A 23075-nucleotide genomic window follows, 5' to 3' on the forward strand; every position below is an offset into this window, starting at 1 on the left:
TTATTTTAATAAGCAATGAAGTATCTTTTTTTAGTAGTGTATGCTACCTTTTGTTTTACAGGAATATTTGCACAGTCAAACCGTAACAATAACGTTTTAAGCAATCAGCCTCGTTTTGTTCAGGACTCTTTAGATAGTTATATAGAAAGAGAAATGAAACGCTGGCAGGTGCCGGGTTTAGCCATAGCCATTGTTAAAAATGGAAAAGTAGTGGTGGCTAAAGGTTATGGTGTAAAGGAGTATGGCCGATCGGCCAAAGTAAATGAGTATACCTTATTTCAGATAGCCTCCAACAGCAAAGCCTTTACAGGTACTGCAGTGGCTTTACTCAACCAACAAAAACGTTTGTTGTTAGATGAAAAGGTAATACGTTATATGCCCGGTTTTAAGCTGTACGATGAAACAGCCACCCAATGGTGTACCGTGCGCGATTTACTTTGCCATAGAATAGGTTTGCAAACGTTTCAAGGCGATTTTTTAAACTGGGGGAGTAACTTAACCCGAAAAGAAATTATAGAGCACATGCAGCTTACCAAGCCCGTTTATCCGTTCAGGTATAAATATGGTTACTGCAATGCAGCCTTTATTACAGCAGGCGAGTTAGTGAAAGCCGTTACCGATACTAGTTGGGACGATTATATCCGTTATCATTTTTTTGAGCCATTGCAAATGAAACATACCAATAGCTTTTACAATGATTTAATGACCGATGACAACGCTTGTATTCCACATACACTCGTACAAGGTAAAATAGTAAAAATGCCTTTTACCAATATTGATAATATGGGAGCTTCGGCTTGTATAAATTCATGCGCAAGCGATATGGCCAATTGGTTGTTGTTTCAGTTGGATAGTGGCCGTTTCAATGGCAAACAAATAGTTCCTTTCTCCGTATTGGCCGAAACACGCAAATCAAACATGGTGGTGAACGATGTAAACTCAAAAGTATTTACAAGTAAACATTTCAGTACCTATGGTCTTGGCTGGAGTAGCTACGATTACGAGGGCAGGAGAGTATGGGAGCACAGTGGGGGAGCCAATGGTTTTGTGACCAAAACAGAGTTTATACCCGAAGAAAATTTGGGTGTGTTGGTATATACCAATACCGATGCTAACTCCTTATACGATGCATTGGTTAAGCAAGTATTGGAAGCATATTTAAATGTGCCTTACCGTAACTTAAGCGAAAAATATTTTATACCCACCAATGCCAATAACCAAAAAGAATGGTTAGCAACCGATAGCTTAAAAGCCGTAGTGGCTTTAAAAAATAAACCCAATATAGAGCTGGCTAAATTTACCGGTACTTATACCAATGCCTTTTATGGTACGGTGGAGGTGAAGTTGGAAAAAGGAAAAATGACTTTGCATTTCAGTCACCATCCAAACAATATAGGCAAGTTGGAATACTTAAACGATAATCAGTTTTTATGTACCTATAGCGATGTTACCTGTGGTATACAAACATTGTCATTTAAAATAGAGAATAACGAAGTAACAGGCATCACCGTAAAAGTAAACGATTTTATTGATTACCATTCTTACGAGTTTACCAAGGTGAAGTAAATAACATCAACAGGCTATTCAAGCAAAAAGGCTGTCTTCAAAAGGCAGTCTTTTTGTTTTGTGTTTATGCTATGCACCTGCTAGCATCTTTCGAGTGCGTGTTCACAAGGTGTTTCACCCTATTCAGTGCTGGTGTTTATATAGTTTTGAATTAAGTCCGCTCTGCATAAACAATATCATTTTTATGCCCATTTAAACGTTTTTCTTTTCAAAATGTAATTCAGGTAAAACAATCTTTACTTCAATTTTCTTGTCATCATCCGTCCAATATACAATGAAATTAACTTTGGCTTCTTTCAACTCAAAACCGTTTTTCTTTATTGTCGCCAATCTATCAAGAAAGCTTTTTGAGAACTTTAAAATTAGTTCTCCTCTATCGTTTTTGCATCCTTCATCGGAAACCATAATTAAATCTCCACTTGCCAATGAGTTTATTCGCCTCTGAACATATTCAAAGTACCCTAAATTTAAATCCTTGTGAGAAAGGTGCAGTGACAATCCACTTGGAGGTTGAAATATGTTATTATTTTCAATCTTAACTAATTCTGCGGTTTTTAATTTGTCAAGATAATCTCCATTCATATGAATAGTCAATCTTTGCTTTGCTCTTGTCATTGCAACATAAAGTTGTCGCTTTTTTCCATCTTCTCTTGCATCAAAGTTTTCAAGAAGCAAAAACACATTGTCAAACTCTTTACCTTTTGCTTTATGAATGGTTGAAACAAAAATTGTTTCCCCATTTGTACTGATAAAGTCTTCCAGTTTTGATTCCCGGATGAAAACTTCAAAGTCAGATTTGTATTTCTTCTTTATATTTGTTCCTTCAAAATCTTTAATTAAATTGTTACAGACTTCAAGTTTTGAACTTGACTTGTACTTGTCAATCAAATTTCTTTTTGCATCTCCCCAAATATCATCGCTGATAGTAAATACATTCTCATCTAATCTCAACTCATTCAAAAAGAAACGAACCTCTGCAAGGTTATACAAGCTAAAACCGTCATTGCTTTGAATCAATTTGGCTTGATGCCCGTTTTTGGTAAGAAGCCCTGCTACTTGAAAAGCTTCTTCGTTCTTATGTGTCAAAATACAAGTTGTTCCTGAAAGTCCAGTCGAAATTATGTCGTCAATTAATGGTGTAATAAGATTTCCGTTTTTGTAATGGATAATTCTAATTTCGCCATTGTCGTGCTGATTAGCTTCAATAGGAATTTCTTTAAGGCGATTGTCAATCGTCTTTAAAAACTGGTTAGTGAATGATACTAAATTGCTTTTGCTTCTGTAGTTTTTTATGAGTTCGTATTTAGTTGCATTTTTCTCTGTAATAAAACTCAATAGGTGTTTTGAATCTGCTCCGCGCCATTCGTAAATATTTTGGTCATCATCTCCAACTGCAATTACCCTCATTTCCTCATTCTTGTCCATCAGCACTTTTATTAATTCAAACTCTTCCTCGTCCATATCCTGTGCTTCGTCAATTACCAAAACTGTTTTTGTTATTCTACTGGTTTCAACCTCGTTGTTCTTTATTTTTTCTACTGTTGTTTTTATTATTGCATCTGCTCTATCAATTGTTCCTACTTTACCCAATAAGTCAAAGCAATAAGAGTGAAATGTTTTTATGTCAATGAAATTAGCGGCATTTCCAATTAATTCAATCAATCGCTTTTTAAATTCAGTTGCTGCTGCTCTTGAAAAAGTTACCATGAGTAACTGCTCATGTTTAACATCTTCCATCAAAAGCAATGAAGCTAATTTGTGAACCAAAACTTTTGTCTTTCCGCTTCCTGGTCCTGCTGCTACAACAATGTATCTTGATTTTTTATCATCAATAATTTTTCGCTGAACATCAGATAAAGAATCAAAAAGTTGTTTGTATTTCTGTGGCGTTATATTTCTTTTTATTTCAAACTCTCTATTGTCTTTGAAATATTTGCTTAAAAAGGAAGGGAAGTTTAATTGAAAATAGTCGTCAACAAATTTTAATGCACCTGAGTAATCGTCAATCATTTTCTTTGCATATTCACCAACAATGTGAATTTGCTGAACTTTGTGGTCATAATACTGGCTTAGTTTCTGATAGTCCTGTTCCTTATACTGAACTCTGTTGTTCTGTTCTAGCCTATCAATAGTGAGTTTGTTGTAAACTACAAGAAATCCGCCTTCAATTTTTATCGCTTCAATTCGTGATAGATAAAATAGACTATCTTCAATGTCCTCAATAGATGCCCTTACTTCAAACAATTGAACTTTCTTCCCAAATGCTTCTTGTAATTCAAGAACTGAAAATTCAACCAATACTTCTTCTTTTTCCGTTTCTCCTTCTTCAAGTATTGTATTGCTCTTATCATATAGATAGCCAACAATGAACTCGGCTAAAATGTGTCGTTTTTCTAATCTTGTCTTTAATTCTTCTTTGGGTTGGCAGCTAATTGCCACAATGTGATTCTTTGAATAATCTTTATTATGGCGTTTAATCCAATTTTTAATTGCCCAGAAGTTGATAAGGGTTTTTATTTTGCTTGGAGAAACATCCCTACATCCACTTTCTTCTGCTAGTTCGTTGAGCTCTTTAATGTGAAATGATTTTTCTTCCTCTTCAAACAATGGACAAAGAAAATTTTCTATTAGTCCGTAGTTTTGTGTAATTGCCAGAGAACGGTTTTTGTTTTCTCCCTTTTTTATGAATGCGGTTAAATCCTTTGCATCTGCCAATATTTTTTCATCTCTTAATAGATTGACAACTGAAATCACATTTTTGATATCAAGCCCTAAACTATCAGAGATATAATCAACCCTTGATTCTGCTTCGTCAGATTTTGACTGCTTTCTGCTCTTACTTGAAAATAGATTTTTGATAATTCTTGTTGCAGTCTCTTTTTGTTCCTCACTAAATTTTTGAGAATTCCTGATTTTATCAATTGCTTCTTGTGCTGTCTTTGATAAAATACTGTTTGCAAACACTCTTGGCATGTTTTGCTTTCGTTTTACATAACCAGCTTCTTCTAATGCAGCAATTGCAGTAGTAACCCTAGTTTCAATTTCATTCAAATTGTCATCCCAACCAGCTACCCGGGCAATTTCTAATGCAGATTTTTGAACACTTGACTTGAATTTAGTAATGAATTTTATTGCATTCCAAATCTGTTTTATCTCATGTAAGTTCAATTTGGTTTGATTCAACAGAATGAAATGTTTACTGAGGTCTTCCTCGTTAAATAGAACATAACAGTCGGCAGTAATATTTTCATCGCGCCCAGCTCTTCCTGCCTCCTGAACATAGTTTTCAAGGGAATCGGAAATTTCATAATGAATTACCATGCCAACATCTTTCTTGTCAACACCCATACCAAAGGCAGAAGTGGCAACCATGATTTGAACTTCACCGGCAATGAAAGCATTTTGGTTTTCTGTTTTTTCCTGACTTTCCATTTTACCATGAAAGGCCCTTGTATTAAATCCGTCATCCTTTAATCTCTCTGCAAGTTCCTTGGCTCGTTTGGTTCTTGAAACATAAATAATAGTGGGGCAATCTTTCTCCTCTATTAAATCGCGAACTGTATTATACTTCTCTTCATCGCCTCCTTTTTCAAAAACCCTGTATTGCAGATTGGTTCTTGAAGCTTTAGATGGAAATATTTCTAATTTAATACTTAACTTCTCTTTGAAGTACGCACAAATATCTTCAATAACTTTTTGTTTTGCCGTTGCAGTAAAACAAGAAACGGGAATTTGTTCGTCAAGATTTTTTTTATTCTGAAGGGATTTAATGAAATCACCAATATATAAATAATCAACTCTGAAATCTTGCCCCCATGAAGAGAAGCAGTGTGCTTCATCAATTACAAAACGTACAATTTTTCTACCTAAGAGTAATTTTTCAGTTGTCTTTGAGCGAAGTGATTCCGGAGAAATGTAAAGAATAGATGCCCTGCCATCTTGAATTCTTTCAATAGATTTTGCTCTTTCAATAGGGTCAAGTAACCCGTTTATTGTAACCGCTTCCGTGATTTGAATTTTTTCAAGGTTGTCTACTTGGTCCTTCATGAGAGATTGCAATGGTGAAATAACAACAGTCAGACCTTTTGCATTTTCACCCGCCATCAGTGCAGGGACTTGAAAAGTAATTGACTTGCCACCACCAGTCGGAAATACGGCCAATAAAGATTTGTTGTCAACTGCTGCCTGCACCGCACTTTCTTGCAATGGTTCTCCGGCATAAGTTCTGTAAACATCAAAGCCGAAGTAATTTTTTAGTCCTTTGTGGATGTTTAATGCTTGGCTACAATAAACGCAACCTGTTATACATGGTTTACTTCTAAGAAGGAACATTATCCTTTCAATCTTGGGGAAGTTTTTTAAAACCCAAGGTGGAGTTATTGAATATCTGTTATTGCAATTTATTAAAGCTAAGCAGTAAGCTAATTCTATCGGATTCTCTATGGTTATTCTAGGAAGGTCTGCTTGCTCACAGATTACAGTATTGAATTTTTTACGAATGAGTCTTTCTATTGGTGTGTCACTGTATGTGTATGCAATGAACCGAAAAAAGGAATTGAATTCTTTTTTGTCTTTCAATAGCAAATAAAAAATTTGCTTTAGTGTTTCGTCTGCTTGGTTGAAAACCGAAACCTCGTCAAAGAAAAGGTCTTTGGCTTTTATGGAATCATTAACAGGATTGTTAATTTCTTCAGTTTGTAGCTTATCATCCTTGAGCAAAGCATGATATGGCTTTGTAGGGAACAGAAGAGGAGAGAGATACAAAGTGTCAATGATGTTAGCCGAATTGATTTTCGCATCAATAATAGCTTCCTGAATATATTGTAAGTCGTGATTTAATATGTTATGTCCGCAAATGAATAGTGTACCGTTAATAAACTCTATGAAATCAGTAATAGAGTTTGAATGAAAAGAATTACCGTCACTTTTAACACATCCAATATCAAGGACTTTTCGACTATTGGGCTCAATCTCTGTATCTATAAAAACAATTGAATTCATATTTTTCTGAAATAGTGATTTATACATTTTTTACTCCATTTAGAAGATCAGTAATTCCTGAATTCAAGTTGTTCTTATTTATTTGTTTGCTTGTCAAAATGATTGTGTTATACAGTTAGTGATATTACAATACTTGTAAATCCTAACCATTGTTTTATATATAACCATTTGTGGTAAGATATGCACTACTCGGTTAAGTTTATCATTACGAGTTTAAACTTTTTTATAAAATTATCAAAAGGAAATAATACTCAGCTAGAGGCTTATGCATATGCTCACTCGCAAGATGCGAGCGTGGTAATTAGCGTTTACGCTTATTAATAGCCATCTTCTTTGTTGTATTAATTGTTATGCTATTATAAAAGGTTTCAAAGTCTTTGCTTGCCTCCTCATTATTTACAACTTCAAACAAGGTAGCATGCTTTTGAAAGTATATCATTTGTCTGTATGGATCTGTTTTGTCGCTGCTTGTTAAAGTTACCCGAATGGCAGCAATGCCATTGAGCATTATATTTTCTCGTTGCTCCGTTACTTGTCCTTTGAAAGCATTTTTCTGTTCAGCAATTAAAGAGTCCATTGGTTCCGATATATTATGCATCCGGATGCACCACATCATGGAGTTTGTTGGACTACCGTCCATTATAGGTGTTAATGATTGGCCTATGCATCTGCTGTTTTTAGTGCTCTTCTCCGCTGCCCAGTTGTTTGGATATTTAAAAGTTAAAATAAAACCAACATTTACCATTTCGCTAAATGTTGAATAACTGAAGTCAGTTAGAAAATCCAGCTCTCCTTGTTTTACATTCTTTGAATATTGCTGTTTTTTACCATCATGGTCAGTAAATTTAATTATAACAATATTTTTATTATACAAAAGTTGAAGGTTCTCTTGCCTTAACTCAACTTGGGCTATATAAGATGCTGAAGTGCTTTTCCAGTTGTGTGTGTTTTTATTACACCATATTAATAGTTTCGTGAATTTTTCAGAATCAGGAGAGACTACTGTTGTTTTACTTTCAGTCAGTACGCTTTGGTCGTTGGGTTTATTTATGACTAAAGTGAATGGTAGCTGAAATTGAAAGTATTGCATGAAATTTACTTCCTTTGCATAACCTGTAATTGTTAATACAGTTATCATAGTAAAAATAATACTTAGTCGTTTCATGGTGTCTTTCTTTACGGTTTACACTACTTATTTCGTTAAAAAACCTTTGTCTACACTTTCGTTAATTAAGCTTTCTGCATATTCCCAAATAGCTGTTGAACCATGTTGAATGTTTTTTTTCTTATCGTACACTTTTTCATAAGGAACATTAAACTCTTTCCAGGTACCGCCATTGTTGGTGGTATTTTGCAGTAACGGTTCAAAGCGGTCCATTGATTTGGCAAACTTGGCTTCATCAGTCAAGCCTTCTTCAAACTCTTGCCATATAGCAATAAATTCTGCTGCTTGCTCTGTTGGCAAAAGCCCGAATATACGTTTGGCTGCAATCAGTTCTTCATCTGTATTGATATGGTTTTTTTGTGTGTCGTAAAGGAAAGTATCGCCTGCATCAATCTCTACGATGTCGTGAATTAAAACCATTTTCAACACTTTCAATACATCAATCGGTTTGTTGGCGTGTTCGGCCAGTACAATGGTCATCATGGCTAAATGCCAGCTATGTTCCGCATCGTTTTCATTTCTGTCGCTGTTGAATAATTTGGTTTTGCGTTGAATGTATTTCAACTTATCTATCTCTTTAATGAAACTAACCTGCTTTAATAAATTTTCTGTCTGCATTTTTATTGAAGGTTATTATATAGGTTAACAACAAAATCTGTTTGCGGATTTTTGTCCACTTTCGATACAATGGTAATCCTCACGCCATTTCCATATTTGGTTCCGTAAAGCGCAGTACGCTCCGCGGCATCATCTGCATATTCAGCCACTAAATATTTACCGGGATTTTCGGTTATAACTTTCGCTTCGAGTCCGGGTGAATTTTCCAGATACCATTTTGAATCCCACTCATAGAAAAGCCTGATAAATTCATTGCCGTCCAAGTTGCTTTTGTTAAATGACGATACGCCACGTGAGCCTTTAAATATAAACAGCTTTTGATCCAATGAATCGGAAAAAACATTGTCCCTGCTGTTCTGGTCAAATCCAATATGTCTCCATTGACCGGGTCAATCGTATAGCCGAAATCGCCTAAATAAGTGAAAGAGGTTGTTTTTGTATCAGGCTCATATTGGCAACGACTTAAAGAAGTGTATTGGGCTGGTTGCCTTGTTTTGCAAGACGTTATTACCAGTGACAGCAGTATGACTGTTAAATATTGTATTCTCATGTTAAAATTAATGACTGCTAATATATTGATATGGGTAACAAAACTATACAAAAATTTGTGTTTTTTGTGCCATTGAGCGTAGTCAAACTGACGGTTACTTTTCTCTAAACGTTTGCCCTAAGCTTACCTTTCTTAAAGTTTCGGCTATGCGTTCTACTTTGGTGGTATCCGTTTTGGCTGCGGCTATCCAGTCAATAAACTCTTTGCGTTGTCCATCGGTAAAGCTTAAAAATATTTGATGCGTTTGTGGTTCATCTTGCAGGCAAAGCAATAAAGCTTCGGGAATTTCCATTTCACTATCGTCTTTGTATAAAACTATGTGTACCCAATCACCTGCTTGCTTGCCAATCTTTTTTCTTATATCAGCTTTCACCGGTAAAAAAAGATATCCATTGCTCATAGGCATCAGCTTATAGTTTTTAATGGCATAATCATCAATAGTGCCTTTTACCTGTACCCAACCAAAACGAGCCCGATGGTCTTTGGATATTTCGGGTATAACAACATACGTCCACCCGCCTTTACCGGGATAACGTTCCAGTAAATACTTTTTGTTTACCAATGGTTTTTCAGTTGCCATAACAGGTTATTTTTAAGCAAATATAAAAGTATGTTTTGACAAGGGAGTGTCAAGGGTGGGGGAAATGGTTTTCAGTAAAAGTATAGTGTGCACTCGCTCGCATCTTACGGACGAGTGCATGTTTTCAGTCGCTTATGCTGGTTGCTTCGATTTGTCGTAGCTTTCAACTGTATTTATTAATGTGTCTGCATACTTAAAGATGTCGTCAAGAGTTGAGATTTCATTTTTGATTTCTTTCTTTTGGTCATCAAAAATTCCGATACATTTTTTTGCTCCTAAATATAGTCGGCAAATTGTTTTACGGTTATTATCGTCCAGTAAGATTGCAAAATATGATTGTGCGTCCCTATGCGTTACTCTGTTTGCTTTAATTTTTTGTCGTAGGATTGTTTTTACAATCATAAATGCTTCCAGTTCTTCCTCCGTAGTTATAATCTTACTTTCTTCTGCTTTCATTTGGTCTGCTGCTACTTGAATAGCTTCTTGCTCTTTGATTGCTGTATCTTCTTTTGTCAAGGCAGTTTTTAATCGTTCCGTAATAAGGTCACTTATATTTTGTTGAATAGACTTTTTTGTCAAAGCAGTAAACTGTTCCAACACTTTGGCTGTAATTACACTTGGATAAACTTGTCTGGCAAAGTGCTTAACAAACTCAGGGCTGGGATTAGCAAACTCTGAATTAAGTAAAATCTTTAGTTCATTAGTATATTTTAAATCGCTTGCTGTATTTAAAATATTGTCAAAGTCATAATAAGCTTTATGAAATTTTTTAAGCTCTTCAATTTGATTGTCCTTAATTTCCGTGATATTAAAAACGAAAAATGGTTTTTCATCCATCTTGTTTGGTTCAACCAAGTCGGTATAAAAACGATATTCTATTCCATTTGTAAGAATGGAAAATCTTGCTTTTGTTGTATGAAAATATCTGAATAGCTGAGAAGCATTATTGACATTTAACGGTGCTCCGTGCCATTTACATTCAATTAAAATGATTGGTTCTCCATTACGCATAATTGCATAATCAATTTTTTCACCTTGTTTCATTCCAATGTCTGCAACTAATTCAGGAGTCACTTCATTAGGATTAAAAACATCATATCCTAGTTCTCTAATGAAAGGCATAATAAAAGCGTTCTTTGTTGCTTCTTCGGTATTTACTTGATCTTTGAGTTTAATTACTCTGTCTCCAAGAAGTTTGATTTGGTCTTTAAAGTCCATATTTGTCATATTTATTTGGGGTTAGAATTTGCTATAACTTATATGCGTTACTCAGTAACGTTTTTTCATTACGAGGTTAAACTTTTTTCATAAGTTATCAAAAGAAAATTATGATGTGGAGTAGAAGTCAAAAAAATATGTCATTCCCCGTTTTAGGAATGTATAAACTGAACTAATTTTATACATGTTCAGTTTCCAACAAGTAATAAATGAAATGTTTTTATATATGTTCAGTTTTGAACATGACATAATTGAAATGCTTTTATACTGTTCCGATTTTAAACATGACAAAAGTAAAGTGTTTTTATACATGTTCAGAATTGAATATGTAATAAATTAAATGCTTTTATATATGTTCAGTTTTGAACATACAGTAATTCAAATGCTTTTATACTGTTTCCCTTTCCAGCAAGTAATAAATAAAGTAATTTCCTACTGTATCAGTTTTGAACAAGTAATAAATGAGTTCATTTATTACTTGTTCTGTTTTCAACATAACATTAATGAATTTTTAGAATAGTCCTTCGTTGCTTCCCGTTATTATTTTTGAATTTTAGCTAAGTATGCATCTAATTGATTAAACGTTCCAGCAAAGCCTTGTGACATGTTTTCAAACATAGAATTGTAAGTTGCTTCCTGTTCAGGTGTTGCATTAATCGGGTGTCCTGAAAGCGTTAAAATAGTAACGCCATTTTTTTCTTCTAATGTTAATTGATTAAATATTTCAAGTGGAAAATCAATAGGGAAGGGAGAGTTGCAAATGTTTCCGCTTTCATCAGAAAAAGAACTTACAAAGGCTAATGAGTCAGGTCTGATAATGTTTTTATAATTAAAAACGCCCCACATAGTTTGGCCGTTACCTTCCATTTTGTAGTGAAGTTTGCCACCTTGTTTAAAGTCAAAATGCAATACGGTAACAGGCATTCCAACAGGGCCCCACCATTCAGCAAATGCTTCTGCCGTTGCAAAGGCATCAAATACCAACGCTTTTGGTGCATTAAATTCACGCACTATTTTTAGCCCTTCTTTTTTGTCTGGTTGATTTTCCATATTTCTATTTTTTTAATTTATTGTTTGATTGAACTTTACTTAAATACTTGTCAAGTGAATTGAATTTATCATTCCAAAACTGGCTGTATTGATTAACCCAGTCTGCTACTTCTTTCATTTTAGTGGGATTGAAATGGTAATATATTTCGCGTCCTTTTTGCTCTTGTCTTACCAATTGACACTCCGTTAAAATTTGAATATGCTTTGAAATGGTTTGCCTTGATGAATGAAAGTTTTCAGCGATGGCTCCCGGTGTCATGGCTTGCAGGGCCAATAAACTCAATATAGCTCTACGGGTCGGGTCGGCAATTGCCTGAAATATATCTCTTCGTGTTTCCATTTATGCAGTTATTTGACTGCAAATATAGTGCAGCTATTTAACTGCGCAAATTTATTGTGCAATTTTTTTTGAATAGTAAAGTTAAATAAGTGAAGATGCGAGTGTGAGAAGTTTATTTTAATTCGGGTGGAGGAGGAGGTATGTCATCATCGTCAGTCTCCTTGTTTTGTTTGTCAAGCGTGGCCTTATCTTTTACAATTACTTTTACCACTTTTGAGTTGGCATCACCTGCTGTAAAGTATAAGTCAATTAAAAAATAAACACCTCGGTTGGTATACCTGTAGCGGTAAATATTATAGCCTTCATCAAACACTATCACATAACCGCCATCTGTTTTTTTGTAAATCTTTCTTATTTCAATTGATGCTTTTTTAAGCAATGCCTTATTGATTTTTTTTGAACAGTATTTCATGGCAGCATCAACACTGTCAAGCTCCAGGTATTTAATTATTTTATCTGTTGTTGCTCCCTGCTCGCTTTGCACTTCTTTATTAAAATAGTCTTTGGGTACTTCCTGCCCAAAAGCCATGCTTGCCATAGCAAAAAATATAATTACGAGTATTGATTTTGTTTTCATTGTTTTGTTGTTATGCGATTACATTTCATCGTTTAAGGAGTTAATGCCTTGTTCTTTTAATTTGGCTAATGCGTCTTGCATGGCCTTCACTTGTTCCGTTGGGTGTCCTTGCCAAATGCTCACTTCACCCACCACTTTAAACGGCTGTGTAGAACGATAAGATTTTGTTGGATTACCCGGAAATTTTTTATCCGTCAAATCAGGATCATCTTCAATGGGTCCGGTTGGTTCTACCAAATAAATTCTTCCCGGCCCTTCTCCAATGGCAAGTTCTGCACCCCATATAGCAGCATCTAAGGTAGCCGACAGGAAAATGTATTTGGCATTTACTCTTTGCCCGAAGTTTGAGTTAAAACCAACGGCAATAAAATCTCCTACCTTAAGGTCGGCTTTTGTTCCGTGAAAATACGTCTGGGCAAAAGGTGTTGGATTGGGCTTATTAAGTTTATTGTCGTCTTTGTTTTGTTCCATAGTCTTAACTGATGCTTGAGGTGTTTTCTTTTGCAGTTATTTATTTAGAGCCCTAATTACAAGATTAATTATTATTCCAATACTACTTAAAAGGAAAATAAAAATAATAGACATCGTTATAGGTACAGATAATCCCCACCCTCGAAATAACCTTTCAAACGTAGGAATTTCAATAAAATAATTATTGGGTAAAAATAGCGCGATAAAAAGTGAACTAAAAATGTGTATTAATGCTAAGAAGGGTCTAACTTTTTCAATTCGCTCATTATTTATATAATTAAATGCAAAATCTTTAGTTAGCCAGAAAGATAATGATACCAGAGCAGCTATCCCAAATAGGAAGGAATAAACAATGGAGTCGTACTTCCCCGATATTGTTATGCCAAGTAGTATTGTTTCAAGCATTTTCGTTACGACATTAAACTTTTTTTATAAGTTATCAAAAAGGAAATGATGTTAGCCACAGGACTATTTATGCACTCGCCCGCCTTAGGCGAGCGAGTGAGTGTAGGAGTTGTGTTATTGGCTATGAGCCAAAATTCATCGTTTCAGGATAAAATACTACTTCACCCGTTGTAATGTCGTGAGAGCCTCCAATAATTCCAATTTGTCCACTTTCAATCATTTCTTTTAAAATGGGGCTACGTTCCATTATTGCTTTAACAGTCCGCTTAACATTAATGGTGGCTACATTTTCTACAAAAACAGCATTGCTGGCATTTCTATTTTCTTTCGTAGTTGTTTCTTCGTCTACTGCAGGTCTTATTTTGGTTAATAGTGCCGTTAAGTTACCCATTTCAACATGATCGCAAGCACCCTTTACGGCTCCACATTTAGTGTGCCCTAACACCACAATAATTTTTGCACCTGCTACTTTGCATCCAAATTCCATACTGCCTAATATGTCTTCATTAATAATATTTCCGGCAATACGAACACTGAAAATGTCACCAAGTCCTTGGTCAAAAATTAATTCGGCAGAGGTTCTGCTGTCAATACAGCTAAGTATTACCGCAAAAGGATGTTGTCCGTCCGAGGTTTCATTGGCTTGCTGTAAAAGGTTTCGGTTAATTTTCAGGTTGTTTATAAACCTTTTGTTTCCCTCCTTTAATAATTCTAAAGCCGCAGCAGGGGTTATGGCTGCTTGCATTTCTTTGGTTAACGTTTTCATGTTGATATAGTTTTAGTGGATTATAATAGATAGAAATTTTCTGGTTGATGTGGTTTAGGAATTTCTGTTTCTTTTAAAAGCTGCTTTATATTTATTTCAATTGTTTTGGCAATAGCTGTTATTGCCGTATCTGTTGGTCTGTTCTCAAAAGGGTCTTGCATATGCGTTGCCGATTTTTCTAATAAAAAGAATGCCGATGAAATCAAAAGCAATAATGGTATTTCAAAAAAGCCGGCTACATCTCTTAATGAAATGGAGAGTGTAATGACGAACAAGTAAATGATTGCATGCAGAAACAATCGGTAGGTAACAGGAAATACAGTTGTTTTTATTCGCTCTGATTTTCCTTGTGCATCGCAAAGTCTTACAAGCGTATTGTCTAATTGTAGTTGCGAAAAAAGTTCTAATTGATTTTTTTCTTTAAGGTTTTTAATATCCCTTCCGTGTAATTGAAGCAATGCTAAAGGTTTGTTAAGGTGTTCTTGTATTTCTTCAAGGTCTTCAGTTGAAATAAATTTTTCTAAATTCTCAGTAGGGTTTAATCCTCTAAGCGACTGTCCTAAAGAATAGCACCAGGCAATTTGTCTGAATGCAATTTTCTTAATGATGGTTTCATTGCCTTTTGCCGTGAGTGTTTGTAACTGAATAACAAAACTGCGAGAGTCGTTAACAATAGCTCCCCATATTTTGCGGGCTTCCCACCAACGGTCGTATGATTGACTTAGTTTAAAGGAAAGTAGAATTGATATAGCAGTACCCAGAAAAGCAGGAATTGTTAAAGGCATTTCGGGTAGCAGTACTTTATACCTTTCCGTAATAAAAAGAACAAACAAGGATACAATTAGCACATAAACCAAGTTATATTTTACCTTGTTTAATATATAGTAAGTAGGTATTTGTTTATCGAGCAACATAAATTCTTAAAGTTTTGGCAAAGATAGAAATAGTTTTCCAAATGATAGTAATACTATCATAAAAAATTGTAAAAATATTTTCCGTAGGTTTGTTGCGTTGGTTAATAGCAGTAAAAAATATATCTACCATGAAGTTACAGTTACAGATAAAAATGAATGAAGCCTTGTTTCTTCGTAATCCCGAAGGTTCGGAGTTAGGAAAGAACATCCTTAAACACAGTATTGAGCTAATCCATAAAACAGGTTTTGAGGCATTTACTTTTAAGAAACTTGCAGAAGATATTGGTTCAACGGAAGCAGGAGTTTATCGTTATTTTGAAAACAAGCATAAGTTGTTGGTTTACTTGGCCGCTTGGTATTGGGGTTGGCTTGAGTTTCAGATCAGTTTCCATACCAATAATATTAAGGATCCGGCTATTCGGTTAAAAAGGGTAATAAAACTTTTGGCAACAGCCGTTGAAGATGATGAGCAAACAAGCCATATAAACGAAAGTTTACTTCATCAAATTATTATTTCAGAAGGATCAAAGGCATATCTTACCAAACAAGTAGGAGAAGATAACAAACAGCAATTTTTTAAGCCATACAAAGACCTTTGTGCTGTTGTTAGTAATATTATTTTAGAATGTAACCCCAAATATAAATACCCAAAATCATTAGCGTCAACAATTATTGAAATGGCACATTTTCAAAATTTCTTTATGAATAATCTGCCATCACTTACCGATTTCGGTAAAACCAAAGAGGAAAGCGAAATAAATTCTTTTTTAAATGATTTGGTCTTTAATAGCTTGAAGAAAAGTTAGTGGTTGTATTTGTTATGTAGCGTTCTACATACACACTCGTAAGATGAAAGCCAGTAACACAAATTTTAGCATTAGACTTACTTCTCATTAAGGTTGTAATTGTTTTACTATCCATTGCCCGTTTGTGAGTTCATACAATTTTCTGTCGTGAAAACGTGTTGGTTTAAACTCCATGAATTCTATTCTTTTGGGTGCAATTAAATAGCCACCCCAATTATCCGGTCTTATTAATGGTTTGTTTAAAAAAGTGGCTTCAAGGGTTTCATATTTTTTAGTAAGCATTTCCATGTTATCTATTTCTTGCCCCTGTTCACTTACTATGGAAACTAGCTGACTATCCCTGTTTCGTTCCCCAAAATATTTATCAGCCAATTGCTCTGTAATGGCTGTAGCATGGCCTTGTATTCTCACTTGTCTTTCGGTTTCTGTCCACCAAAAGGTTAAAGCAACCTGGTTGGTGTTGTTTATTTCAATTCCTTTTCTTGCTGTTAAAGTTCCGGTTACAATAAAACCCGTTTCTACAACATCTTTGAATGAAACAAATCGAGCATTGGGGAAACCATCTATGCCTATAGTGGAGAAGCAACAAGCATAAGGTAGCCTAACCTTTGTTAAGTTTAGCTCTTCCTTAAACCACTTGTTAAAAAGTTCAATAGGTGTCATTTTCTTTTGTTATTTGCCTGTTAATAAATGCTACAACTTGTTTACTATTTGTCATTAGTAAATAGCCTAAAACCGTTTTTACTAACTCGAAAAATATCCAACCTGATGTTGGACTTTCTCTAAAAACATTTTGTTGCTGGAAAAACACAAATGTCTGCTTACAAAGCTGTGGTAAACTGTCAACAAACATTAACCCACCAATAACAATTGTTGATACCGTCAATACTGTTGAAAGCGGAACATTAAGGTCTATTTTTTCTTCGTCAAAACCTTTGTCAAGATGCAGTTTATCAATGAGCCAAGCTGTCTTAAAAACAAAAAGCCGTAAAATGAAAATATAAATACCAATTGTCAAAAGTAAAAGAGCTACAGTCAAAGCAAAATTTTGTACTGTGTTGTTTGAGTCTGTGAAAAAGAGTGTAGAAAGAAACTGTGGTATAACTGTCACGCTGTCTAGCACTAACCAAACACCTAAAATTTTTATAAAGATTGTCCAAAAGGTTCTTATTGTCATTGTCGTGTCTTTTTAAAAGGGCTTATACATTATGAAATACTCAGTAATGTTTTTTCATTACGAGGTTAAACTTTTTTTATAAGTTATCAAAAAGGAAATGATGTTTAGCCAGAGGCTTATTCATACACGCACTCGCAATATGCGAGCGAGTGGGGAAGAGTGTAAGACTTGTTGTATACTAAATTAATCTAATACAACCAGCTTTTGTGTAACGGTATTGTTTTCAGTTGTTATTTTAAGGAAGTAGGAGCCTGCGGTTAAATTGCTTATAGCTATTGGTTGTGTATGACTTCCTGCCGTAAAATACTGATCCATTACCGTAGTAATTTCCTTACCTGTAACATCGTATAATATTGCGTTTACTATAGTCGCTTTTTCTAAATTAAACGGAATGGTAAACTGGTTTTTAAAAGGGTTGGGATATACTTTGCCAATTTCTTCATTCGCATTTTTGATGGTACCAATGCCTGTTCCTTCTTTTGGTGTTAGCACCAATATAATACTGCTGCTTTCGTCAGAACTGATAAATACTTTTCCATGTTTATCAATGGCTATGCCTACAGGTCTGCCCCAGAAAACCCTGTTAACCGTATCGGTTAAAAAGCCTGTACAAAAATCAGCTACATAGTCTACAGTGGTATCAAGGTCAGATGCTAAGTGACCATAAATTACTTTGAATCCTCTAAAGTTGTTAGGTGCCGTAGTATTCCACGAACCTCTCAATGCAGAGAGGAAACCATGTTGCATGGCGGTGTTTGACCTTGCATTCAGAAACTCAATAGCCATAGGAGCAGAGTGTGCCCGTATAAGTGCTGCCGGTTGTACCAAAGTAGCTGCCTTAGCCGAGTCAGTGGCCGTAATAGGTAAAAGAGCTGAGTAGTCAGTATGGGCATTAAAATTAAACCATACACCACTTCCGTATGCAAACGGATGTCCGTAAAAACCGCCATCACGCACTATATCTATCCATTCAGGTGGTGTTTCATTGCCCTGCTGATCGCTTCCGTTATTGTTTGCCCAAAGCTTATTCGTTTTTGGGTGTAAAGTCATGCCAACAGGATTCCTTGTGCCTGTTACAAATACCCTGCGGCCTGTTCCGTCTTCATTGTATTGTTCAATAATAGCACGATGGTTTTCCCTGCAAACATTACACGATGAACCTACCGATACATATACTTTTGCATTGATCGAATCAAAAACAACAGTTCGGGTACTGTGTCCACCGGTTTCATTATTGCCTAAATTACTAATGAAAACTGTTTTGGTTTCATAAACACCATCGCCATTGGCGTCCATACATTTCCATATACGCGTAGGTTCTGTTACATACATGGCACCTTTATAAAACTTAACATCGTGGTTACCTGAAAAACCTGAAGCAGCTTGTATAAAACTATCGGCAATACCATCTTTATTTTCATCAGGCATGGCCCATATTTTTCCTGCACTCATATCGGAAACATGCAATACGCCTGATGGACTGAATGACATAAACCTGGGTTTGGTCATTCCACCGGCATGGAAAATAGAAACCGTATAATCAGACTGTACACTGAGTGTTCTGCCTGCCGGGAAAGCTGCCGCATACTTGGTAGGTACACTAACCGTCACCGTATGCATACCTATATCCTTAACGGGTGTAAGTGTTGCTGATTGTGAATAAGCAAAGCCTGCATAAAATATAAACAACGCAGCCACTATATTTTTTAAATAATGTTTGTGCGTAATGGTTTGAAATGATGGGTGCTTAATATAGTTAGCAGGTAATTTCAAACCGCGGCTGAAAAGTAATGGTGTTAACATAGCTTACATTTTAAGGGTTAATATTTATGTTTTTTTTACTAATTTATATACTGTTGATATCTCAATGAAGTTTCATTGCTTTACACCCTCAACCACTTCTTTCAAATTGTTTAATACCATCTTCCAGTTTTCGGTTGCGTGCTCCTTCTCTTTTTCCGAAGCAATATTATCCTGAGTCAGCGTTATAACTGTTTTATCGTTTTGCTCCTTTATTTTGTAGGTAACAGTATTATAATTCTCCGGCTTGTCTTCCTTTCCCGACATGGAACTCCAATAAGTGCTTTGGAATATTTTTTCAGTCTCCAGCTTTTTTATGACTCCTTTATCGTGGTACTTTTTACCTTGGTATTCGCCTTTATATTCAATGGCGCTTCCTACTTTCCAATCGGAAGTTACATCGGTGTCCATCAAATATTTTTTTATCAAAGCGGGTGTTGTTAATGCCCTCCAAACTTGGGCCGGACTTGCATGAACGCTTACCGATGTTTCAGCTATGAGTGTACTTTTCATCTTAACTAATTTTTTAGAATTAGGTATGGTAAAGTTCATTTCTTATATAGTAAGAAGTGTTACACCGTTTTTTAAAATAATTGCATTATTTACAGGTGATTTGTAAAGTGTTCCATTATATAGAGTACACTTTATTGTTGCGCGTTTTTAATATAATTAGGCGATACACATTCTTGCCAATATTCTACAATTTTTACAATAGTGCTTTTTAATTCGGCATACTTACTTGGTTTAACAAAGAATCCTTGAATAGACCTCGAATAAGCGTCAACTACATGTTTTTGCTCAGCACTGGTAGAAAAGAAAAGGTAAGGAATAGACTTTAATCTCAAATCTTCATTGTTGTGAATTTTTTCTCTTAATTCCATACCATTTAGTTTGGGCATATTGATGTCAGAAAGTACAAGGAAAGGTTCAGTGTCCGTATCTGTCAAATATTCCAACGCTTGCAGGCTGTCTTCAAAGAAAACAAGTTTATTGCTATAATTGAGTTCTTGAAATATTTCAGTCAAAATCTCCTGGTCGTCCATGTCGTCTTCAATAATTATAATTGGCCCGCGTTTGTTCATATAAGTAAATTAAGTTGTTAGGTTAGGTCTTGTTTTTTTTAGTATATGACCCATTGAGTGCTGTATAACTTGTTTGTGCACCTGAAGCATAATAATATAGGTACCCTTTTTTAGGCAGATTACCCTGATAAGTGTACGGCTATATTTACAAAGCTATTTTTTTGTTTAACATATCCAAAGCTTACTGAGTTGGTAGGATAGATACCTTAAATTATTGGAATAAATAACTTCTTTTATCTATAGTCGATGAAATATCAATATTATGTTGTGTATTTTGTTTTTTTAGCTGGTAGTCGGTATTTAATTCATGAATAAACTTGTCCATTTCTTCGGATATATGATACAGTTTTTGCGATAAGTCCTTAATCTCATTTTCACTCAAATCGCCATCTATAATAAGCTTTGACAGACCTAACATGGTAGAAACGGGTCTGCGCATAACATGGCTTATATCAAAAATAATCTGCTCAATGGATGCTAAATAATCAACAAGCGGTGTAATATCACTGGTGGAACCATACCACAATGTTTTACCGTCCTTGTCTTTTTCGGGAACTGCCTGCATCCAACGCCATCTTATATTTCCATTTATAACTATTCGGTATTGAAAACTTATCATTGACTCCGTTCGGTAAGCTTCCTTCATGGTATCATTGAATTTAACCTTATCATCCTCATGTAGTATTTCCCTTAATATTTCCGGCTTTTCTGAAAGTTCGTCAAAACCATAGTTATGGTTAACGGTATCAGTTCCACGACTAATAAAAAGTATTTTAGAATGTCCGCTTTCTTCAATTTCAAATAAATAAGTATTGCCGGGAACCTGGCTGGTAATTTTCTTTAACAACTGTTCGCTTTGCTTAATTTTATTATCAGCCTCTTTACGTTCGGTAATATCATAGTTAATAGAAAGGTATTGATATATTTTCCCGTTATCATCTACAAACGGAACAATTGTGGTGTCTACCCAATAGAGTGTTCCGTCTTTTGCCTTGTTACAAAATTCACCCCTGTATGGTTTACCTCTTTGCAAGGCAATTTCTAATTCCTTAAAATATTCACGAGGATGGTAGCCCGACATAATAATACCATAGTTTTTACCCATCAATTCGGCTGAAGTATACTTGCTTGTTTTGCAAAAATTATCATTTACAAAAGTGAAGCATTCATCAGCCCCGGATATGCTCACCATGGAACCAATATCCAATGCATATTTATAATCGTTTAACTCAGCTGTACGTTCTCTTCGCTCAAGGTTTATTTTAACCATTTCAGCTATCATGTTTATAAGGTTACGCTCTTCTTTCACAAATGGGCCTTCGTCCATGTCGGGTACTTGTTGCAAATAGACAACCTCTATATGCAGCATAGAACCACTATTGGTTTTTATTTCAGCATGCTGACTGTATGATGTTGGCTTGTAATTGTCCGTAGCATAAGTTGTTCCGGCAAAGCAAATACGGGCAGCAGTAATATCGGGGTATTGCCAGCCCGATGGAAGAATAGCAGCTATCTCCTGCAAAAGTTTTTTAACGGGCGTATTTTCATTCTGTAAAATATTACTTACTGCGTAAAGCGTTTTCTGTTCTTTTACACGCTCTCTAAGGTTATGCACTGTTTGTTTTAATATTTTTTCTGCCTGCTCCCGCTTTTTTATTTCGCGTTGAAGTGCAATTAAACTGGTGCGAAGATGGTTAGTAGCATAATATTGCAAAGCAAGGATGGTACCAAAAGGAATAATAGCACCAATCCACCGGGTTAATGGGTTATGCGTAACCGTTGGAACGGGCAAATTACCTTTTACTTCTATGTAAGCCAGCCAAAAATCAGTGCCAATTGTTAGTAAACCAATAGCCAGTCCGCCACGCCAGCCCAATAAAAAACCGGCTGTTAGTATTACGCTCATTTGCGATAAAATACCCGGTGCCATAATACCGCCTGCCGAGTAGCAGGGTATGGTAATTAATAACCATATAGTACCTGTTAATATTATACTTGCCAGGCGTGAATACTTTAAGCTATTTATGGTAAGTGTAACAGCACCTATTAAGAAAGATACTACAATAAAAGTTAACCATCTTTGCCATAAAAGAGGAAAGTAAAAGAAGCCCATAGATACAGTACCGGAAATAACAAATGCCCACATAATGGCCAGCACATATACCATGTAGCTTTGGTAATTTTTTTCCTTATCGGGTACAGAAAAGAAGTTAATCATAGGCGCTTTAGGGGTTATTAGTTTCTGTATTTCATTATTTATACCTGCAAAAATTATCTGTTCCTGTTTACTAAAATGTTTGCTTTCCCTCTTACCTGTTTCTTATAGCAATGTATTACTATTTTATAAATCACCAAACAGGTTTTTACCTCTTTGCTTTTTGCTATCAGGAATATTAATTATTCCACATCCGTCAACTAACCATTTTCCATTTTCCTCTGCCATTTTCATGGTTAGTTTAAATGCTGGCCAGTCCTTTCCCTTTACCGTTATATAATGGGTATTTTCGTCAAACGTTTCCAGTTCAAAACCTTGATCCGGATAGTCTTGTGCGTCAAATATAGGGTCAGCGCCAAGCCCTAATTCAGGGTCTTGTTTATAGGCTTCATCCATTATTCTTTTCAATTCGGCTTTAAAGCTTTTTGTTGTCAAACTATTTGAATTAGCCCATTCCATTATACCCATGGCTTTGTTCATTTTGTTTGCATTTTCAACGTAAGCATTAATGAATGCCAAAGCATTGTTTACTTTGTTTTCTTTTTCTGAAACAGGCTCTTGTGTTGTATGGGTGTTGTAAGTAGTATTTGTCTTGTCACTATGCACGCATGAAGTAATAAAAACAAGTGTAAATATCAAAATTTGTTTGAGCATGTGTTCCTTTTGTTTTAGGAAAATTATTTATCAAACATATCTATTTTTTATAAATTCAAATCGATAAATATTTTTTCTTAATAGCAAAAGGTGATAAGGAAATAGCAGTTTCTGAAACGA

Annotated in this window: 22 protein-coding genes; 2 read left to right on the plus strand and 20 right to left on the minus strand. The window is 35.3% G+C overall.

Translation table 11 applies throughout. The features are described from left to right. Positions 1-15 precede the first annotated feature (15 nt). Positions 16-1566, plus strand: coding sequence for a serine hydrolase (locus V4538_07730; protein MES2380916.1), 1551 nt, complete (start codon positions 16-18; stop codon positions 1564-1566). Between the two features lie 192 nt (positions 1567-1758). Here the strand turns inward: V4538_07730 and V4538_07735 are convergent, their stop codons facing one another. From V4538_07735 to V4538_07795, 13 genes are all read right to left on the minus strand, one after another. Beyond that, positions 1759-6567 (minus strand): RecQ family ATP-dependent DNA helicase, encoded by a 4809-nt coding sequence (locus V4538_07735; GenBank protein ID MES2380917.1) that lies wholly within the window; start codon positions 6565-6567, stop codon positions 1759-1761. A gap of 301 nt (positions 6568-6868) precedes the next feature. Continuing rightward, positions 6869-7732, minus strand: a complete 864-nt coding sequence (locus V4538_07740) for a hypothetical protein (GenBank protein ID MES2380918.1) — start codon at positions 7730-7732, stop codon at positions 6869-6871. A 27-nt stretch (positions 7733-7759) separates the two neighbouring features. Beyond that, the gene (locus V4538_07745; GenBank protein ID MES2380919.1) at positions 7760-8350 is read right to left on the minus strand and encodes an HD domain-containing protein; all 591 of its coding nucleotides are present in this window, start codon (positions 8348-8350) and stop codon (positions 7760-7762) included. A 2-nt stretch (positions 8351-8352) separates the two neighbouring features. After that, positions 8353-8676 (minus strand): hypothetical protein, encoded by a 324-nt coding sequence (locus tag V4538_07750; GenBank protein ID MES2380920.1) that lies wholly within the window; start codon positions 8674-8676, stop codon positions 8353-8355. A gap of 318 nt (positions 8677-8994) precedes the next feature. Further along, the gene (locus V4538_07755) at positions 8995-9480 is read right to left on the minus strand and encodes a YdeI/OmpD-associated family protein (GenBank protein ID MES2380921.1); all 486 of its coding nucleotides are present in this window, start codon (positions 9478-9480) and stop codon (positions 8995-8997) included. A gap of 132 nt (positions 9481-9612) precedes the next feature. Beyond that, positions 9613-10698: a type I restriction endonuclease gene (locus V4538_07760; GenBank protein MES2380922.1), complete on the minus strand. Its 1086-nt coding sequence runs from the start codon at positions 10696-10698 to the stop codon at positions 9613-9615. A gap of 540 nt (positions 10699-11238) precedes the next feature. Next, positions 11239-11748, minus strand: a complete 510-nt coding sequence (locus tag V4538_07765; GenBank protein MES2380923.1) for an SRPBCC domain-containing protein — start codon at positions 11746-11748, stop codon at positions 11239-11241. Between the two features lie 4 nt (positions 11749-11752). After that, complete coding sequence (locus tag V4538_07770; GenBank protein MES2380924.1) at positions 11753-12088, minus strand: metalloregulator ArsR/SmtB family transcription factor; 336 nt, start codon at positions 12086-12088, stop codon at positions 11753-11755. Positions 12089-12200: 112 nt separating this feature from the next. Next, on the minus strand, positions 12201-12665 hold the full coding sequence (locus V4538_07775; GenBank protein ID MES2380925.1) for a hypothetical protein: 465 nt from the start codon (positions 12663-12665) through the stop codon (positions 12201-12203). 18 nt (positions 12666-12683) lie between these two features. Next, on the minus strand, positions 12684-13136 hold the full coding sequence (gene arr, locus V4538_07780) for an NAD(+)--rifampin ADP-ribosyltransferase (GenBank protein ID MES2380926.1): 453 nt from the start codon (positions 13134-13136) through the stop codon (positions 12684-12686). A 36-nt stretch (positions 13137-13172) separates the two neighbouring features. Next, positions 13173-13541 carry a hypothetical protein gene (locus tag V4538_07785; GenBank protein ID MES2380927.1) on the minus strand — a complete coding sequence of 123 codons (369 nt, stop codon included), beginning with the start codon at positions 13539-13541 and terminating at the stop codon, positions 13173-13175. A gap of 121 nt (positions 13542-13662) precedes the next feature. Then, a complete protein-coding gene (locus V4538_07790; protein ID MES2380928.1) occupies positions 13663-14307 on the minus strand; it encodes a carbonic anhydrase family protein in 645 nt (214 codons plus the stop codon). Positions 14308-14327: 20 nt separating this feature from the next. Further along, positions 14328-15221, minus strand: coding sequence for a bestrophin family ion channel (locus tag V4538_07795; protein ID MES2380929.1), 894 nt, complete (start codon positions 15219-15221; stop codon positions 14328-14330). 128 nt (positions 15222-15349) lie between these two features. Between V4538_07795 and V4538_07800 the strand changes: the two genes are divergently transcribed. Then, positions 15350-16027: a TetR/AcrR family transcriptional regulator gene (locus tag V4538_07800; GenBank protein ID MES2380930.1), complete on the plus strand. Its 678-nt coding sequence runs from the start codon at positions 15350-15352 to the stop codon at positions 16025-16027. Between the two features lie 87 nt (positions 16028-16114). Here V4538_07800 and V4538_07805 read toward each other — a convergent pair whose 3' ends face one another. The 7 genes from V4538_07805 to V4538_07835 form a co-directional block, all read right to left on the minus strand. After that, the gene (locus tag V4538_07805; protein ID MES2380931.1) at positions 16115-16690 is read right to left on the minus strand and encodes a pyridoxal 5'-phosphate synthase; all 576 of its coding nucleotides are present in this window, start codon (positions 16688-16690) and stop codon (positions 16115-16117) included. Beyond that, positions 16677-17204 (minus strand): hypothetical protein, encoded by a 528-nt coding sequence (locus V4538_07810; GenBank protein ID MES2380932.1) that lies wholly within the window; start codon positions 17202-17204, stop codon positions 16677-16679. Before V4538_07810 ends, V4538_07805 begins: the two co-directional genes overlap by 14 nt. Before the next feature lie 183 nt (positions 17205-17387). Then, on the minus strand, positions 17388-19007 hold the full coding sequence (locus V4538_07815) for a T9SS type A sorting domain-containing protein (GenBank protein ID MES2380933.1): 1620 nt from the start codon (positions 19005-19007) through the stop codon (positions 17388-17390). 72 nt (positions 19008-19079) lie between these two features. Then, positions 19080-19556, minus strand: coding sequence for an SRPBCC family protein (locus V4538_07820; protein MES2380934.1), 477 nt, complete (start codon positions 19554-19556; stop codon positions 19080-19082). A gap of 92 nt (positions 19557-19648) precedes the next feature. Beyond that, complete coding sequence (locus V4538_07825; protein MES2380935.1) at positions 19649-20086, minus strand: response regulator; 438 nt, start codon at positions 20084-20086, stop codon at positions 19649-19651. A gap of 211 nt (positions 20087-20297) precedes the next feature. Then, positions 20298-22304, minus strand: coding sequence for a PAS domain-containing protein (locus tag V4538_07830; GenBank protein MES2380936.1), 2007 nt, complete (start codon positions 22302-22304; stop codon positions 20298-20300). A 123-nt stretch (positions 22305-22427) separates the two neighbouring features. Beyond that, positions 22428-22955 carry a hypothetical protein gene (locus V4538_07835; GenBank protein MES2380937.1) on the minus strand — a complete coding sequence of 176 codons (528 nt, stop codon included), beginning with the start codon at positions 22953-22955 and terminating at the stop codon, positions 22428-22430. Positions 22956-23075 lie beyond the last annotated feature (120 nt).

It is taken from the genome of Bacteroidota bacterium, assembly GCA_040388375.1.
In the GTDB taxonomy this organism is placed as follows: domain Bacteria; phylum Bacteroidota; class Bacteroidia; order UKL13-3; family UKL13-3; genus JAAFJM01.

Coding starts and splice junctions, on each gene's coding strand:
- V4538_07790 (MES2380928.1), bottom strand. CDS start 14,307: ATGAAAACGTTAACCAAAGAAATGCAAGCAGCCATAACCCCTGCTGCG.
- V4538_07815 (MES2380933.1), bottom strand. CDS start 19,007: ATGTTAACACCATTACTTTTCAGCCGCGGTTTGAAATTACCTGCTAAC.
- V4538_07835 (MES2380937.1), bottom strand. CDS start 22,955: ATGCTCAAACAAATTTTGATATTTACACTTGTTTTTATTACTTCATGC.
- arr (MES2380926.1), bottom strand. CDS start 13,136: ATGGAACAAAACAAAGACGACAATAAACTTAATAAGCCCAATCCAACA.
- V4538_07775 (MES2380925.1), bottom strand. CDS start 12,665: ATGAAAACAAAATCAATACTCGTAATTATATTTTTTGCTATGGCAAGC.
- V4538_07805 (MES2380931.1), bottom strand. CDS start 16,690: ATGACACCTATTGAACTTTTTAACAAGTGGTTTAAGGAAGAGCTAAAC.
- V4538_07820 (MES2380934.1), bottom strand. CDS start 19,556: ATGAACTTTACCATACCTAATTCTAAAAAATTAGTTAAGATGAAAAGT.
- V4538_07760 (MES2380922.1), bottom strand. CDS start 10,698: ATGGACTTTAAAGACCAAATCAAACTTCTTGGAGACAGAGTAATTAAA.
- V4538_07740 (MES2380918.1), bottom strand. CDS start 7,732: ATGAAACGACTAAGTATTATTTTTACTATGATAACTGTATTAACAATT.
- V4538_07745 (MES2380919.1), bottom strand. CDS start 8,350: ATGCAGACAGAAAATTTATTAAAGCAGGTTAGTTTCATTAAAGAGATA.
- V4538_07755 (MES2380921.1), bottom strand. CDS start 9,480: ATGGCAACTGAAAAACCATTGGTAAACAAAAAGTATTTACTGGAACGT.
- V4538_07770 (MES2380924.1), bottom strand. CDS start 12,088: ATGGAAACACGAAGAGATATATTTCAGGCAATTGCCGACCCGACCCGT.
- V4538_07830 (MES2380936.1), bottom strand. CDS start 22,304: ATGATTAACTTCTTTTCTGTACCCGATAAGGAAAAAAATTACCAAAGC.
- V4538_07800 (MES2380930.1), top strand. CDS start 15,350: ATGAAGTTACAGTTACAGATAAAAATGAATGAAGCCTTGTTTCTTCGT.
- V4538_07825 (MES2380935.1), bottom strand. CDS start 20,086: ATGAACAAACGCGGGCCAATTATAATTATTGAAGACGACATGGACGAC.
- V4538_07730 (MES2380916.1), top strand. CDS start 16: ATGAAGTATCTTTTTTTAGTAGTGTATGCTACCTTTTGTTTTACAGGA.
- V4538_07795 (MES2380929.1), bottom strand. CDS start 15,221: ATGTTGCTCGATAAACAAATACCTACTTACTATATATTAAACAAGGTA.
- V4538_07785 (MES2380927.1), bottom strand. CDS start 13,541: ATGCTTGAAACAATACTACTTGGCATAACAATATCGGGGAAGTACGAC.
- V4538_07735 (MES2380917.1), bottom strand. CDS start 6,567: ATGAATTCAATTGTTTTTATAGATACAGAGATTGAGCCCAATAGTCGA.
- V4538_07765 (MES2380923.1), bottom strand. CDS start 11,748: ATGGAAAATCAACCAGACAAAAAAGAAGGGCTAAAAATAGTGCGTGAA.
- V4538_07810 (MES2380932.1), bottom strand. CDS start 17,204: ATGACAATAAGAACCTTTTGGACAATCTTTATAAAAATTTTAGGTGTT.